The sequence below is a fragment of the Runella limosa DSM 17973 genome (genome assembly GCF_000482465.1).
Classification (GTDB): Bacteria; Bacteroidota; Bacteroidia; order Cytophagales; family Spirosomataceae; genus Runella; species Runella limosa.
Window position 1 is genome coordinate 221722 of record NZ_KI519426.1, and the last position, 15214, is coordinate 236935.

At 44.0% G+C, this 15214-nt stretch carries 17 protein-coding genes; 11 read left to right on the forward strand and 6 right to left on the reverse strand.

The genetic code is table 11. The features are described 5' to 3' along the window. Positions 1-7 precede the first annotated feature (7 nt). Together K339_RS0125705 and K339_RS36230 are read left to right on the forward strand one after the other, a co-directional pair. On the forward strand, positions 8-616 hold the full coding sequence (locus tag K339_RS0125705) for a DUF4136 domain-containing protein (protein ID WP_051398253.1): 609 nt from the start codon (positions 8-10) through the stop codon (positions 614-616). 26 nt (positions 617-642) lie between these two features. Further along, positions 643-1335, forward strand: coding sequence for an OmpW family outer membrane protein (locus tag K339_RS36230; protein ID WP_169731898.1), 693 nt, complete (start codon positions 643-645; stop codon positions 1333-1335). A gap of 145 nt (positions 1336-1480) precedes the next feature. Here the strand turns inward: K339_RS36230 and K339_RS0125715 are convergent, their stop codons facing one another. Then, positions 1481-1906, reverse strand: a complete 426-nt coding sequence (locus K339_RS0125715; RefSeq protein WP_028526173.1) for an OsmC family protein — start codon at positions 1904-1906, stop codon at positions 1481-1483. A gap of 131 nt (positions 1907-2037) precedes the next feature. On the opposite strand from K339_RS0125715, the gene K339_RS0125720 reads away from it, so the two are divergent. Beyond that, positions 2038-3270, forward strand: a complete 1233-nt coding sequence (locus tag K339_RS0125720) for an NAD(P)/FAD-dependent oxidoreductase (protein WP_028526174.1) — start codon at positions 2038-2040, stop codon at positions 3268-3270. 193 nt (positions 3271-3463) lie between these two features. Here K339_RS0125720 and ribD read toward each other — a convergent pair whose 3' ends face one another. After that, positions 3464-4501 (reverse strand): bifunctional diaminohydroxyphosphoribosylaminopyrimidine deaminase/5-amino-6-(5-phosphoribosylamino)uracil reductase RibD, encoded by a 1038-nt coding sequence (gene ribD / locus K339_RS0125725; RefSeq protein WP_028526175.1) that lies wholly within the window; start codon positions 4499-4501, stop codon positions 3464-3466. Positions 4502-4727: 226 nt separating this feature from the next. Between ribD and K339_RS0125730 the strand changes: the two genes are divergently transcribed. The 3 genes from K339_RS0125730 (at position 4728) to K339_RS0125740 (ending at position 8105) form a co-directional block, all read left to right on the forward strand. Continuing rightward, complete coding sequence (locus tag K339_RS0125730; RefSeq protein ID WP_028526176.1) at positions 4728-5585, forward strand: prephenate dehydrogenase; 858 nt, start codon at positions 4728-4730, stop codon at positions 5583-5585. A 12-nt stretch (positions 5586-5597) separates the two neighbouring features. Further along, entirely contained in the window at positions 5598-6419 is an 822-nt protein-coding gene (locus tag K339_RS0125735) for an alpha/beta hydrolase (RefSeq protein ID WP_028526177.1), read from the forward strand. A 138-nt stretch (positions 6420-6557) separates the two neighbouring features. Next, complete coding sequence (locus K339_RS0125740; RefSeq protein ID WP_037301897.1) at positions 6558-8105, forward strand: acyl-CoA carboxylase subunit beta; 1548 nt, start codon at positions 6558-6560, stop codon at positions 8103-8105. A gap of 42 nt (positions 8106-8147) precedes the next feature. On the opposite strand, the gene K339_RS0125745 is transcribed toward K339_RS0125740, so the two are convergent. Then, positions 8148-9566 (reverse strand): ATP-dependent DNA helicase, encoded by a 1419-nt coding sequence (locus K339_RS0125745; protein WP_028526179.1) that lies wholly within the window; start codon positions 9564-9566, stop codon positions 8148-8150. A 179-nt stretch (positions 9567-9745) separates the two neighbouring features. Between K339_RS0125745 and K339_RS0125750 the strand changes: the two genes are divergently transcribed. The 4 genes from K339_RS0125750 to coaD are packed head-to-tail and all read left to right on the forward strand — an operon-like array spanning position 9746 to position 12149. Continuing rightward, positions 9746-10183 carry a CBS domain-containing protein gene (locus K339_RS0125750; RefSeq protein ID WP_028526180.1) on the forward strand — a complete coding sequence of 146 codons (438 nt, stop codon included), beginning with the start codon at positions 9746-9748 and terminating at the stop codon, positions 10181-10183. 51 nt (positions 10184-10234) lie between these two features. Next, positions 10235-10777: an NUDIX domain-containing protein gene (locus K339_RS34825; protein WP_051398255.1), complete on the forward strand. Its 543-nt coding sequence runs from the start codon at positions 10235-10237 to the stop codon at positions 10775-10777. Next, on the forward strand, positions 10777-11682 hold the full coding sequence (locus K339_RS0125760) for a DUF3822 family protein (RefSeq protein WP_028526181.1): 906 nt from the start codon (positions 10777-10779) through the stop codon (positions 11680-11682). The genes K339_RS34825 and K339_RS0125760 overlap by 1 nt, the downstream gene beginning before the upstream one ends. After that, entirely contained in the window at positions 11679-12149 is a 471-nt protein-coding gene (gene coaD, locus K339_RS0125765; protein WP_028526182.1) for a pantetheine-phosphate adenylyltransferase, read from the forward strand. The genes K339_RS0125760 and coaD overlap by 4 nt, the downstream gene beginning before the upstream one ends. Here the strand turns inward: coaD and K339_RS0125770 are convergent. From K339_RS0125770 to rfbC, 3 genes are all read right to left on the reverse strand, one after another. Then, positions 12139-12543, reverse strand: coding sequence for a DUF983 domain-containing protein (locus K339_RS0125770; RefSeq protein WP_028526183.1), 405 nt, complete (start codon positions 12541-12543; stop codon positions 12139-12141). The two genes, coaD and K339_RS0125770, sit on opposite strands and share 11 nt — an antisense overlap. Positions 12544-12592: 49 nt before the next feature. Further along, on the reverse strand, positions 12593-13336 hold the full coding sequence (locus K339_RS0125775; protein WP_028526184.1) for a tyrosine-protein phosphatase: 744 nt from the start codon (positions 13334-13336) through the stop codon (positions 12593-12595). A 181-nt stretch (positions 13337-13517) separates the two neighbouring features. Beyond that, entirely contained in the window at positions 13518-14051 is a 534-nt protein-coding gene (rfbC, locus tag K339_RS0125780) for a dTDP-4-dehydrorhamnose 3,5-epimerase (RefSeq protein WP_028526185.1), read from the reverse strand. A 48-nt stretch (positions 14052-14099) separates the two neighbouring features. Here rfbC and K339_RS0125785 point away from each other — a divergent pair, with 48 nt between their 5' ends. Continuing rightward, entirely contained in the window at positions 14100-15206 is a 1107-nt protein-coding gene (locus K339_RS0125785; RefSeq protein ID WP_028526186.1) for a sensor histidine kinase, read from the forward strand. The last annotated feature ends 8 nt before the right edge of the window (positions 15207-15214 follow it).

The following is a 15214-nucleotide window of genomic DNA, read 5'->3' on the forward strand; positions in this document are numbered from 1 at the left end:
ATAAACCATGAAAGTTAAATTTCAAGCACTTATTTTAGGAGTAACGGTTGCAATGATAGCCACTGCTTGCGCACCTGACCCCTTGAAAGATTTGACGGTAGAGGAAACCCAAGTTTTTATTACTAATTACGAACCTACGGTCAATTTTGCTAATTACCAGACCTTTAGCTTGGCCGATACAGTATATGTAATTCAAAACCAGCAAACGGGGGTTTCGACTTCTACGCAAGATTATTTGGCATTAGACCGTATCACATCGACCATGACGCAGCGCGGATACAAGCGAGTAACGCGTGAAGCCAAACCAGATTTGGGCGTCAGTGTAGCTCGCATCAGAGAAACCCAAACGGGGCTTGTGGCCAACTATAACCCTTGGAACAGCTACTGGGGATACACTGGCGGCGGCGGCTTTTATTATCCTCCAACCTACTCTTACTATCAAACTTCAGAAACCTATTGGTATTTGGAAATGGTGGATTTAAAAAATGCGACCAACGGTCTGCAACCCAAAGTGGTTTGGAATGCCCAGATTCGAGGAAATGGCATTTTTGACGCGGCGTCTTTGACGAATGTGATTGACAATGTATTTAAGCAGTCGATGTATTTGAAAAAGTAGTAAAACAACAACTTATGATGGTTGGCATGAAAATCAGAAAAGTAAAAACAATAAGCGCCATTGTGCTCTGCTTTATGGGGGTGTTTTTGGCAAATATAGCTGAGGCACAGCAAGTTATTGACCGACCTCAGTTGTTCAAAAGAGAGTCTCCTTACTTGAGATACACCTCTTATCGTGTTTCCTTGACGGGAGGTTTGGGGGTTGCTACAGGTTCGTTAGGTGATTTTATGGCGGCCAATACGTTTCGTAACTATTCATTGGCCGTTGATTTTGTTTTCCCCAAAAACAATATGTCGGTGGGGTTTGCGATTGGTTCACAGTATTTTGTGAATCGCTTGCCTCGTCAGGTGTATGAATATGATAATGGCGCTATTTCTGCGGTACAAACGCGTACAGTCACGGCTTATCCGATTACGTTGACTGGTAGCTATCACGTTGGGGATGTCAATGCGCGTGTTCGGCCGTATGTGCAGGCAGGATTGGGAGCAGCGTTTGCCGAAGTAGCCAATTATTACGGAATGTTATCAACGGGCGACAATGGCTTTAAGTTTGTCGCACAGGGAGGCGCAGGAGTGCGCGTGTTGTTGAGCAAAACAGGAAATGTGGGGCTTGAATTTGGGGCAACTTATCAGCACATCCCTTTTAAAATTGAAAGCGAAGGACTCAGCGCTGCGTCGTCTATTAATGCGCGGGTTGGTTTGTTTTACCGCTGGTGGTAGGGTGGTTTTTGGGTTTGGGGTTTCCTGTTTCCTGTTTAGAGTTTCTTGTTTGGGGTTTACGGTTTCGGGTTTACCGTTTTGGTTTTGAACCCTCAAACTGTAAACCCGCAACCCCAAACTGTAAACCCAAAAACCCCAACCTCTTTTACTCCTCAATGGTAATTGTGTGTCCTATTTGCGCTAAAGGCTCAAATTGTGCCGTTGCCGAACAGTATTTTTCCATCGACAATTTCACCGCACGTTCGATTTTGGCGCGGTCGAGGTTATTTCCTTTGAAGAAATAATGAATAGTAACCGAGCGGAAAGGTGAGCGTTCGGTGGTCTCTTCTTTTACGCGGTCGCCCTCAACGGTGATTCTGAAGTCGGTGACTTCTTGGCGCTGTTTTTTGAGAATAAGCACAACGTCAATCGCACTACAACTCCCAACCCCCATCAACAACAACTCCATGGGACGTACTCCCGCGTTTTGGCCACCAATGGCTGGCGACGCATCGGTATGTACTTTTATATCTGACGAACCTGTGGCCTCAAAGTGAAACCCATCGTCAACGCGAACTAATTCTACTTTCATACGTAGCTTGGCTTGTGATTATAATGAAAATACAACTATTAAAAGCACTTGGTTCAAAATAACTTGTGCTTCACACGTACTTTTTTGTAAAAAAAGTGAAAACTATTTGTTCGGAAAATAGTTTTGATTGCATGGCAAATCATGACGTAATTATTGTAGGCGCAGGCATGGCGGGGCTTACCTGTGCTACTTATTTAAACCGTTTTGGGGTTTCATCGTTGGTATTGGAAGCATCGGAGGCCGTGGGTGGCCGCGTTCGTACCGATAAAATGGATGGTTTTTTACTAGACCGTGGATTTCAAATTCTTCTGACGGCGTACCCCGAGGCGCAAAAACTGCTTGATTACCAGGCTCTTGATTTGAAAAGTTTTCGTTCGGGGGCACTAATACGTCTCGATGGTGCTTTTTCGGTCATGAGCAACCCTTTTAAAGAGCCTTCTCAATTGGTCAATACGCTGCTTTCTCCCGTAGGTTCGTTGGTGGACAAACTCAAGGTTTTACAGTTGTCGAATGAGGTTTCTAAGGAGTCAACGGAGGCCTTTTTTACCGATAAATCCACCGATACGTTGTCGTATTTGCGCGATTTGGGTTGGAGTGAAGGCATGATTAGGAGCTTTTTTAAACCCTTTTTTGGGGGCGTTTTTCTGGAAAATGAGCTGGCAACGTCGAGTAATTTTTTTCGGTTTGTGTTCAAACAATTTTACAACGGAGAAGCCGTAATTCCCGCGCAAGGGATGCAGGAAATTCCGAATCAGTTGGCGGCCAAACTACCTGAGGATGCGGTGCAGCTTCAAACGAAAGTTGCGAAAATCGTTGGGAATAAGGTGACATTGGCCGATGGTAAAACCCTCACTGCAAAGGCCGTGGTAATAGCAACGGATGCCTTACAAGCGGACCGACTTTTGGGGCGAAATGTTCAACGTAGTTTCAATAAAACCACCTGCACGTATTTTGCCGCCGACCGTTCTCCTTTGACGGAAAAAATGCTGGCCTTGAATCCCAATCGTCTTTCAACTGTTCACAATGTATGCGTGCCAAGCGACATTGCGCCTTCCTACGCCCCCGCAGGGAAAACGTTGGTTTCGGTGAGTACGCAGGGGTTAGAAGGGGTAGATGAACAAAAACTGACGACGCACATTGTCAAGGAGTTGACAGAATGGTTCGGAGTCGATGTCAAATCGTGGAAACACTTACGAACCTATCATTTGCCCGAATCGTTGTTGAGCTTTCCTGCAAATTCGTCAGCAACTGCATTAAAAATAACGGATACATTGTACGAATGTGGCGACCACGTAGCGTATCCGTCCCTCAATGCCGCCATGGCAACGGGAAGGGAAGTCGCGGAGATGATTGCGGGAATTTGATTCAATAAAATCAATTAAGGTAAATTAAGCTCGGTAATGATTATTGCTATTTTAACCCCATGCCTTTAGGCTGGGGTCTGCGGATAAAAGTAATCATATTGGGGCTTTAGCCTTGACTATTATGGAATAGCTAGATTTTACTAAGTATAAACTCTTGTAAAGCGAAGGTTGACTCAGTATTCATATTTTAAAATCAGTTTTGTTGGTAAGAACTCAGCCAATCCCCGCCAATTTTGGTTTGATTCACCAGCCGAACGCCCGTGGGGAGTAGGGGGGCGGCAGTGCCTTTTTGTATAGCATTTGCACTCTTAAAAATGTGTATTTCGTCAAAAATTCCTTCGTTTAGAAACGTTTGTAACATCAACGTCCCACCCTCTACGATGACCGATTGGGTTTTGCGTTGGTATAAATCAGCCAGCAGATGTTTGAGGAAATTTTCGTCAAAATCAATTTGTACGAAGGTCGTATTGCCTTGTTCTTCGTTCTTGAATGCGTTGTAACAAAGCGTCTTTTGTGAATTATCAAATAAGCGTAAATCCTGCGGGAGTCGTAACGTACGGTCAATGACAATTCGAGTAGGGTGAGGGCCTTCCCAAAGTCGGGTATTCAGTTGGGGGTTGTCGTGAAGCGCCGTGTTGGTTCCTACCAAAATGGCATCTTCTTGGCTACGCCATTGATGACTCAACACCCGCGATTGCAAGCAACTGATAGAAAGGGGCTGTTTGTGCTCGTCGGCAATGAAACCATCGGCGGTTTCGGCCCATTTCAAAAGAATATAAGGGCGTTTTTGCTCAAAAAATGTAAAAAAACGAGCGTTTAGTCGTCGTCCTTCTTTGACCAAAATACCATTTATTACTTCAATCCCTGCCTCTCTGAGTTTTTGAATTCCCTTTCCTGCCACCAACGGATTGGGGTCGTCGTTGCAAATAACGACTTGTTTGACTCGTTTTTCGACCAACAAATCTGCGCAAGGTGGTGTCTTGCCAAAATGTGAGCAAGGTTCTAGGGTAACATAAACGGTGCTTTCGGATAATAAATGTTCATTTCCCCGCGCAATCGCGTCATTTACGGCATTGACCTCCGCGTGCCAATCGCCGTAGCGACGGTGCCAGCCTTCTCCGATGATTGTGTCGTCGTGCACAATCACACAGCCCACCATGGGGTTGGGGCTTACATTTCCTCGTCCAAGTGCGGCTAGTTCAAGCGCACGAATCATGTATTTTTCAATCATTTTAGCATTTTTTGGTTCAATGTTTTATTGGTTGTCGGGTTTTGAGAAACCCTTTTCACTTGGTTACAAATGTTTCGCCTCTACCGAGGCTACTTTGAGTTACTCTAGAACTTTTACTCAACCACTTAAAACCTGAAATAAACGAGACAAAAAAACGGAGAACTCATTACTTTTGCACACTTTTCTGAAAAATAGACAAAAAGTAAATTTTTAATCTGATACTGACGTGATAACAACCATTATAGGAATTGGACTTTTGGGAGGGTCGTATGCGCTTTCTTTGCGCGATAAATACCCAAAAATGCACTTTATCGGCGTTGACGCTTCTGAAGTTCACGGGCGATTGGCGGTGGCAAAAGGCATTGTGGATGAAATACTGCCGCTTGAATTGGCGGTGCCTAAGTCGGATTTAGTGGTTTTGGCCGTTCCCGTAAACCACATTGTTACGCTAGTCTCGCAAGTGCTTGATTTAATCAGTAACAAAGGAACAGTGGTAGATTTGGGCTCGACAAAAGGGTTGATTTGTGAAACGGCAGATACCCATCCAAAGCGTGACCGTTTTGTGGCGGCGCACCCGATGGCGGGAACGGAAAACTCAGGACCGTCGGCGGCTTTTCGGGAGTTGTTGCCCGAAAAAAACGTGATTTTGTGCGATTGCGAAAAAAGTAGTCCCGAATGTGTGGCGTTGGCGGAGGCATTATTCCGCGACATTGGCATGAAAATCCACTACATGACTCCTGCCGAGCACGATTTGCATTTGGCGTATGTGTCTCATTTGAGCCATGTTACCTCCTTTGCTTTGGGCTATACGGTGCTTGAAAAGGAGCGAGACGAACAAAATATCTTCGATATGGCCAGTACGGGTTTTAGCTCAACGGTGCGTTTGGCCAAAAGTTCACCCGCGATGTGGGCGCCGATTTTTGACCAAAATCGGGAAAATTTATCCCGCGCTTTGGGCGATTATATTGAGTTTTTGCAGCAATACAAGCAGTTTATCGACGACCGCGACGTAAAATCGAGCTTTGATTTTATGCAACGAGCCAACGACATCCGCCGTATTTTGTCGGGAATTGAAAAACGGTAATGGCTTATCCGCATGACGAATTTCTTTCGGGTACTTACCCTAATTTTTATAATTTGGTTTCCTTCGGCAGTCAATGCGCAAACGAAGGAAGCCAAACCATTTGTCCTTGGAAAAATTGAGCAGATTCAATCAATAGAATTGGGCGAACAGCGCACCTTAAATGTCTATTTGCCCGAAGGCTATTCTCCCGATTCCGCACTGCGATACCCTGTTATTTATTTGTTGGATGGTTCTGCCGACGAGGATTTTATTCACGTGGCGGGTTTGGTACAATTTTGTAGTTTTCCTTGGGTAAATATCTTGCCAAAAACCATCGTGGTGGGGATTGCCAACCACGACCGTCGTCGAGATTTTACCTTTCCAACGACCGTTGAAAAAGACAAAAAAGACTTTCCTACCACGGGGGCTTCTGCCAAGTTTATTGCGTTTTTAGAAAAAGAAGTGCAGCCATTTGTTGACCGAAATTATAAAACGAACAAGGATAAAACACTTATCGGACAGTCACTTGGTGGTTTGCTAGCCACCGAAATTCTTTTCAAAAAACCGCACCTTTTTAACCAATACGTGATTGTGAGCCCAAGTCTTTGGTGGGATAATGAGTCGTTGTTGACCACCAAACGCCAACCACTGACGTCTTCAACGAAGGTATTTGTTGCGGTAGGAAAAGAAGGAAAAGTGATGGAAAGCGACGCAAAAAGCTTGTTTGAACTACTAAAAAAAGAAGATAGTGGCTTTCTGAAAACGCTGTATCACTATCTTCCCGACGAAAATCACGCTACTATTTACCATCAAGCCTTGTACGAGGCATTTGTGCAGCTTCAAAAAGCGCATTAAATCTGGTACTATAAATACTCTATACTTCTTTAGCAACTGTTTGTCGTTGCAATCGGTAAATAAAGCCATAATCTCTCTTACATTTGTGCAGGATTATTCCAAGCTAAACCAAATAGACGAGTAACAAAATCTTTGACGATGCAAGCCTCAGATAAAATTCAGATTTTAGACACAAAAAACGAAGAAGCATTGCTCGGTGGCGGTGCCAAGCGCATTGAGCAGCAGCACAAAAAAGGAAAACTTCACGCCCGTGAGCGCGTAGAGTTGTTGCTCGACCCAGGTTCTTTTGAAGAAATTGGGAAGTTTGTTATGCACCGTTGCAAGGATTTTGGCCTCGACAAAGAATATTATTTGGGCGATGGCGTCATTACGGGTTATGGTACCATCGACGGGCGTTTGGTCTATGTTTTTGCGCAAGATTTTACGGTTTTTGGAGGTTCATTGTCCGAAACTCACGCCGAAAAAATCTGTAAAATCATGGATTTGGCCATGAAAAATGGCGCTCCCGTCATCGGTCTAAACGATTCGGGCGGGGCACGTATCCAAGAAGGCGTGTTGTCATTGGCAGGTTATGCTGACATTTTTTACAAAAACACCCTAGCTTCGGGCGTCATTCCTCAAATTTCGGCCATCATGGGGCCGTGTGCGGGTGGTGCTGTTTATTCACCAGCCATCACCGACTTCATTATGATGGTAGAAAATACGTCGTATATGTTTGTGACGGGGCCAAACGTGGTAAAAACTGTCACCCACGAAGACGTAACTTCGGAAGAACTGGGCGGAGCGATGACGCACGCGTCTAAGTCGGGGGTGACGCATTTTGTGAGTGCCAACGAAGTGGAGTGTATCAGCGATATTCGTCGTTTGTTGAGCTATATGCCCCAAAATTGCGAGGAAGAAGCCCCAGCGTTACCGTACGAAGGGGGCAACGAAAAGCGCGTTAAATTAAACTCGATTATCCCCGCAAACCCCAACCAGCCGTATGATATGCGGGAGGTCATCAGCGAAATTGTGGATGAGGGAAGTTTTTGGGAAGTACATAAATATTTTGCAGAAAACATCGTCGTAGGGTTTGCTCGCTTGGGGGGGCGTAGTATTGGTATTGTTGCCAATCAGCCAGCCGTTTTAGCAGGCGTACTCGATATTGACTCAAGTACCAAAGGTGCCCGCTTTGTACGTTTCTGCGATAGTTTTAATATTCCATTGCTTGTACTTGAAGATGTCCCAGGCTTCTTACCTGGCACTGACCAAGAGTGGAATGCGATTATCACCAACGGTGCCAAATTGTTGTACGCCTTTTGCGAAGCTACTGTTCCACGAGTGACAGTCATTACGCGCAAAGCCTACGGCGGAGCCTACGATGTAATGAACTCAAAGCACATCGGTGCCGACATGAACTACGCTTGGCCAAGCGCTGAAATTGCAGTGATGGGGGCAAGCGGGGCCGCCGAAATTATCTTCAAAAAAGAAATCGCGGAAGCAGAGGACCCTGCGGCCAAATTGCAGGAAAAAGTCCAGGAATACACCGAAAAATTTGCTAATCCGTACCGTGCGGCTCACCGTGGCTACATCGACGAGGTGATTTATCCAGAACAAACGCGTGAAAAATTGTTGCGCGCCTTCAAAATGCTCGAAAATAAAGTGGCGACGCTTCCCAAGAAAAAACACGGGAATATTCCATTATAATACCTCAACCTCCCGAAAGTTTTTAACTTTCGGGAGGTTAGATTACTCAAAAAACTGCGCGTGAAAGTTCATCATAAAAACTTCGTCCGTAGCGCGCGTTACGGCGGTGTAAAGCCAACGTACAAACTCACGGTTCAGCTGGTCTTCGGGCAAAAAACCTTGGTTCACAAAAACCGCCTTCCACTGTCCACCTTGTGATTTATGACAGGTCAGGGCATACGCAAATTTCACTTGTAACGCATTCAGGTACACGTCTTGGCGGATGGCTTCCGTTCGCGCTTTTTTCGTTTTAAGGTATTGGTAATCTTGCGAAACCGCATCGTACAGTCGCCGATTTTCTTCTTGACTCAGCGACGGGCTTGGAGAGTGAAGTGTATCTAAAAATATTTTTGCTTCAAACGGTGGTTGGTCTTCATAATCAAGCAGTTGTAATTCGACAGTGGCAAAACGGAAACCGTGAACTTCTTCTTCGCGTCGGATTCGTTTTACTTCCACAAAATCACCGTTGGCCAAAAATCCTGCGGGAGAGTCTTCGCCTAAAACGGTGTAATTGTTTCTTACAATCATCAGCAAATCCCCCGCGTCTAATTCTTCTTCCGCACCGTTGATTTGTCGCCTTACAAACTGGTTAAGCTGAACGGCTTCGCGATTGGAGCGGGTAATCATCGTCACATTTTCGCGTCCATATTTGTCATAAGCATATCGCAAACCATCTTCTAGGCGGTCGCTGGGCATTTTATAAAAATCGCGTAAGCCTTTGGTTTTTAGCTGAATGGAAAGGTTTTCTTTGGACAACGAATCCCGCAAGCGGGTTGCATTATGGAGGATGCCAGAATCCTGTCCTTGGCGGGTTACCTCGGTCAGTTCTTGCTCATAGACGCTCATGTAATAGGCGGCTTCGAGCACCGACTTATCGAGGGCGGGGCTTATGTCTTTGTTGACAGGAGGGAGCTGTGCTACATCTCCCACAATCAGCATTTTGTTGCCAATTCCCTCAAAAACGTATTCTACTAAGTCCGACAGCAACCCGCGTGAGCCAAACTCCGCCTCGTCCGAAATCATGGAAGCTTCATCGACGATAAACAGCGTATCGCGGTGTTTGTTGGATTGTAACTCAAAGTGTAAAGCGCCTGTATAAGCATCCGCTACCTGGCGATAAATTTTTTTGTGAATGGTCAACGCTTTTTTGCGCGAGTAGTTGGCCATTACTTTAGCGGCTCGGCCTGTGGGGGCAAGTAAAACTATTTTAAATCCAAATTTTGGAATGACTTTGATGAGGGTGCTAATCAGGGTTGTTTTACCAGTACCCGCATACCCTTTCAGCAAAAAACAATCACGTAGGTTTTCATCTTCCAAAAATTCGGCTATTTTTAGGAAAAAATGTTCTTGTCCAGCAGTGGGCTCGTGCGGAAAACTCTTTTTGAGTAAGTCGGACGGCGAAGGAGGCGATGTTTCTTTCATGTATCCAAAACTACGGCAGGAATGCAAAATTCACAACCATTTAAAATTATTCCCAACTAAAAGTTGCCATTATAAAAGAAAAAAAACTATTTTGATGCCAATAACGCGTTCAAAATGGAAACGCCACCTTGTAAAACCCGCAGTTAATCTTTTATAAATCCTATAACTTAACCTTCCAAATGAACATTAAAAATGTACTTCGCGACAAGTCTCGCAATGCGATTTTCTCAGTAACCTCCGAAACAACAGTGTATGAAGCGCTTCAACAAATGGCTGAAAAAAACATTGGAGCGGTATTGGTCATCGACGAGGGAAATCTTACAGGGATTTTTTCGGAACGGGATTATGCCCGTAAAGGAATTTTGCAAGGCCGCTCGTCCCAAAGCACCCTCATTAAGGACGTGATGACCTCAAAATTAATTACTGTGAGCTCCGAACAAAAGCTTGAAGAAGCCATGTTGATTATGTCAGAAAAGCATATTCGCCACTTGCCTGTGGTGGATGAAGGCGAGCTGATTGGAATTATTTCTATCAACGACGTTGTTTCGAGTATTATCAAGGACCAAAAAGCGCGCATCCAATCGCTCGAAAGCTACATTTCGGGTAGCCCATATTAATATATGCGTATCTTTGCAGCCTTGTAAGAAAACCATAACTGTTTTCAACCGTTGGAAAAGGCGAGAGAAGAAGTAGCACGACTTTATGGAAACCGACTTCGCATACGTGTTTGCGGGGTGTGTATCCAACATAATAAAATATTGATGTTGAGTCACCGTGGTATCGGAAATACCGATGTTTTTTGGTGTCCGCCTGGGGGAGGTGTCCAATTTGAGGAATCAACCTTAGAAGCTCTACAGCGTGAGTTTGTCGAAGAAACAGGCTTAGAGGTGGAAGTAGGGAATTTGTTGTTTGTCAACGAATTTATGCAACCACCTCTGCACGCGTTGGAATTATTTTTTGAAGTGAAAGTGGTCGGTGGACAACAGCACCTTGGAAGTGACCCCGAAATGACCGATGCCAACCAAATCATTCAGGAAATGAAATGGATGAGTATCGAAGACATAAAAAAATATCCTGCGAACGAAGTTCATGCCATGTTTAAGTATTGCGACTCGCTGGAAGCTATTTATGACTTAAAAGGGTACTTAGGACACGTCCCTACCGAAATACACGACGAACGTAGCACAAGACAAATCGTATTTCAAAACTGATGATTGGTACGCAAGTGGCTATTACTCCATTATTGGAGATCAAAGACCCTTCATTCAACCCCGATAAGTGCGCCGAGTACGAATTGATGCTGGAATTGGGAGTTGAACGTTTTCGGTTTTTTGTATTAGAAAGCAAAACCAAACACGTCTTGTGTTTGGAAGATTATTCTATTGGCGGACTTCCCATGGAAAATAAATGGGTTGTTTGGCTGAAACAATTGTACGAAGAGCACCCATTTTTGAACAGTAACCTTTGGAAAAATGTATCTGTGTGTTTCAATACACCTTCTTTTACCCTGATTCCCGACGTCTTTTTTAGAAAAGAATATGCCAATAGCTACTTGGGATTGGTACAAGGAGAGGTACCTGAAGGAGAGCATTTGTTGCACCACGAGGTTCGTAAACTTGGTGCGCGCAATGTGTTTATGGTAGAAAAAGAAATCTGGGAATGGTTTCTGACAACTTATACGCAGCACGTGCCTCATTTTATTCACCAAACGAGTGCGCTTATTGAAGGAACACTCAGTTTGGCGTCAGTAGAAAAAGCACGGACGTTGCTGACTTGTTATTTTGAGGACGACTTTGTGACGCTGACGGTTGCAAAAGCGGATAAGTTGCTGTTTTGCAATAAGTTTGGTTACAAATCGGCCAACGATATGGGATATTTTGTGATGTTCGTCCTCGATTCTCTTGGCCTTGCGCAAGAAAATGTGCTTTGTAACATCTACGGCGAAACAACCCCGTACTCAGAAGATTATCAATTGCTCCAGAAGTTTTTACCTTATCTGCAATTAGGTAAAAATCCGACGGGTTTTTTGTTGAAAGAAGTTTTTGAAGACCTACCCGAACACCGTTACTTTAGCCTTTACAACGTTTATTTTGCAACCCAACCTCCCAAAAAATGACAGATCGCATCGCTCTTTTTCCTGGATCATTTGACCCATTTACCAAAGGCCATGAAGACATTGTCTTGCGGGGGCTTAATCTGTTTGACAAAATCATTGTTGGAATAGGACATAACTCTAATAAAAAGAGGTATTTCTCCCTAGAGGCAATGCAAGGGCTGATTGAAAAAACCTTTGAATCTTTTCCGCAGGTAAGTGTCGTTACGTATGATGATTTGACAGCCAATATGGCACGCTCACTTGGCGCCCGATTTTTGGTAAGAGGTTTGCGAAATACCACAGATTTTGAATACGAAAATAGCATTTCACAGGTAAACCGCCACGTTTACCCCGATGTAGAAACGGTATTTTTGATTACATCGCCCCATTTAGCTCCCATCAGTTCGACGATTATTCGTGAATTGCACAAGTACGGACATAACGTCAATCAGTACCTGCCTTATCAATTGTCAGAAGTTACCATTTAGGCACATTACGATGGGGATTTTTAGGCGCTTCTGAGTCATAACTGACAAAAATATTAATCCATAGCAAGCGACCCCAACGAAAAAAAAGTGGTTGTGAAATGATAATGATGGGGATTAATACGCCCAAAACGTAAAAAATGTTCATTTCCCACATTACTACACAAGTAACGAACACTGCGGCAATCAGTGCGGTATAGAGCGCGTAGCTGCCGTACATCCCTCCAAAATAAAAGCCAGGCTCCCGCTCAAACGGCTCGTTGCAGACTTCGCAGTGGTCGTTCATTTTGTCGAAGTCTTTAAAATTGAACGGATTATCGTTTTTGAAAAAAGCACCCTTGTGGCAATGCGGGCATTTGTTGCCAAAAATACTGTATAGTTTGGTTCCTTTTAACATGAGTGGCATCGGTAGTTACTGCCCAAAAGTACGCCTTTTTTACTACATCTTACAGCAAGCTGCCATTGAGCAGCCCTTTTTCAAGCGCGACCCCAAATGCCTTCGACCTAAGGGCGTCAGATGCTTGCCCCCAATCACGCAGATTGTGCGCGTTACTGCCCAAAAAGTCCACGAGTCCTTCATTGATAAGCCGTTCGGCTAGGAGGCGAGTGGCGGGATGGTTCGATTGCCACGCCCCAAGATTTACCTGAAAAAGAACACCACTTCGATGTAGTCGAAGCACTTGGTTAAAATCTTGTTGCAAATAGTAATAACGCTCAGGATGGGCTAAAACGGGCGTTAGTTGTTGCTTTTGTATGAGTGAAATGGCATCATTCAAGAACGACGGAAGCCCTACAATGCCTGTTTCAAAGAGTAAGTAGTTGTTGGCAATCGTTAAAAGTGGTTGTTGGGTGTCAAGAAGTGATAAAAAAGAAACATCAAGGTAATATTCTGCCGCTACTTCCAGTTCGATGGGGATACATCGGCGAATGAGGGCGTGGTTGAGTACTTTTTTGGAAATTTGAATATCTTCAAAACTATTGGGGTAATAGTCGCCCATGATGTGTGGAGTGGCAATGACTTTACGAATACCTTTGGAAGCCATTTCATGCAACAAAGTAAGCGCGTCTTCGAGGGTTTCGGGGCCATTGTCTAACTTTGGCAGTACGTGCGCGTGCATATCTACCGTAAATGCAGAAGAACGTGGGATGGTGTCGGGCGTTCGGTTGCGCTTTAAAAATGAGAATGGCATAAACGGATCAAATCATGGAAAACCTATTGTACTGTTTAGGTATATCATTTCCATGAATTGTGCCAAACTTCCCCCTAAAAAAAAAATAAATTCTTTTGTCTTTTAAAACATAAATAAGTGGTTTTTTAACTCTTTTGGTACATCAAAAAAAGGCAAAGTGAAAAGTGTGGTATGTAAATTGCTAAAAGGAAATTTGGTCAAATTGGGGTAATTCAAGGTCTTTTGAGGAGACAATAGGGTTAGTTACTTGCCAGTCGATATTGAGTGTAGGGTCATTCCACAGAATACCTCCTTCGGCTGCTTTGTTATATAGATTGGTACATTTATAAATAAATACAGCATCCTCTAAAGCGACAAATCCGTGGGCAAAACCTTCGGGTACATAAAATAGGTTTCCGCGGGTAGCATCAAGCTCTACGGCCTCGTATTGACCAAAGGTGGGAGAGTTGGGGCGGATATCAACGGCAAAATCTAGCACACGACCCATGACAACCCGAACCAATTTTCCTTGCGCGTGCGGCTCCCGTTGAAAATGTAAACCACGTACTACCCCTTTTTTGGAAAAAGACTGGTTATCTTGCACAAAATGAGTGGGCAAGCCGTGGGCCTCGAATGCTTGCTTATTGTAAGTCTCAAAAAAATACCCTCTTTCATCTTTATAAACCGTTGGTATAATTTCTAGCAATCCTTCGAGCGATTTTTTGATAACTTGCATAGGTGAGTTAAGATTGAAAACTGCGACAAAATTAGATAAATTGAACGAATGACGAAAAAAAGAATATATTGGATTTGCCAAGTTGGAGGATGGACGGCGCTAATTCTTTCTGAATTAGCGATTTATACCCTCGAAGGAGAAGTAACAATGGGGGACTTTTTTTTCGCTTTGGCTAATATTTTAGTCTGTGTTTTACTCACCCACTTTTACCGCCTAATCGTGCGGGAGCAAAATTGGGTGAGCTTGCCCGTGTATCAAATCGCCCTTAGGGTGGTCATTTCTGGATTAAGTTTAGGGCTTTTAATGACCCTGATGAATTACCCCATTGATTTAAAAGTTTTGAAGGATACCTTCAAAAGTCAACCTTATATCTTTTTTGCTGATTGGCTTTCGTGGAGTAAAAGTATGTTTATGTGGGTGTTGAGCTACACGGTTTACCATTACGTAGAACACAAACTAGATGCCGAAATCGAGCGTATTTTACTCAAAACTTCCATCAAGGAGTCGGAGGCAAAAGTACTGCGCTCTCAGCTGAATCCACACTTTGTTTTTAATGCCCTTAATTCGATTCGAGCGTTGGTGTCGGAAGACCCTTCCAAGGCGCAGCAAGGTGTTACGCAGCTTTCTAATATCCTTCGCAATTCGTTGTTGGCCGACCGCCGTAAAACTGTGGAATTACGGGAAGAACTCAAAACGGTAGAAGACTATTTAAGCCTTGAAAAAGTTCGTTATGAAGAACGTTTGAAAGCCGATTTCCACATCGACCCCAAAACGGTTTACTTACAAGTACCACCCATGATGCTGCAAACCTTGGTCGAAAATGCCATCAAACATGGCGTCCAAAAAGCCATGAGTGGGGGGTTTGTACAAGTAACGACATTTCTTGAAGGTGATTACGTACAAATTCACATCCGAAATACGGGCGTTTTAGCCAAAAAAGATAGCATTGACAAACAAAAAGAAGCCAGCGGTTTTGGCCTTGAAAATACCGAACGCCGCTTACATTTGTTGTACGGAGAAGATGCCAAGTTCCGAATTTTTCAAGAATCGGAGGAGGTAGTTCGAGCCGAAATCATCGTTCCTACCCAAACCGAGGGTGTTTTTAAGAGTGGTTCCAGCCTTTCTTTTTCAAAATTGACATCCCAAACTTCGTAAGAGAATCT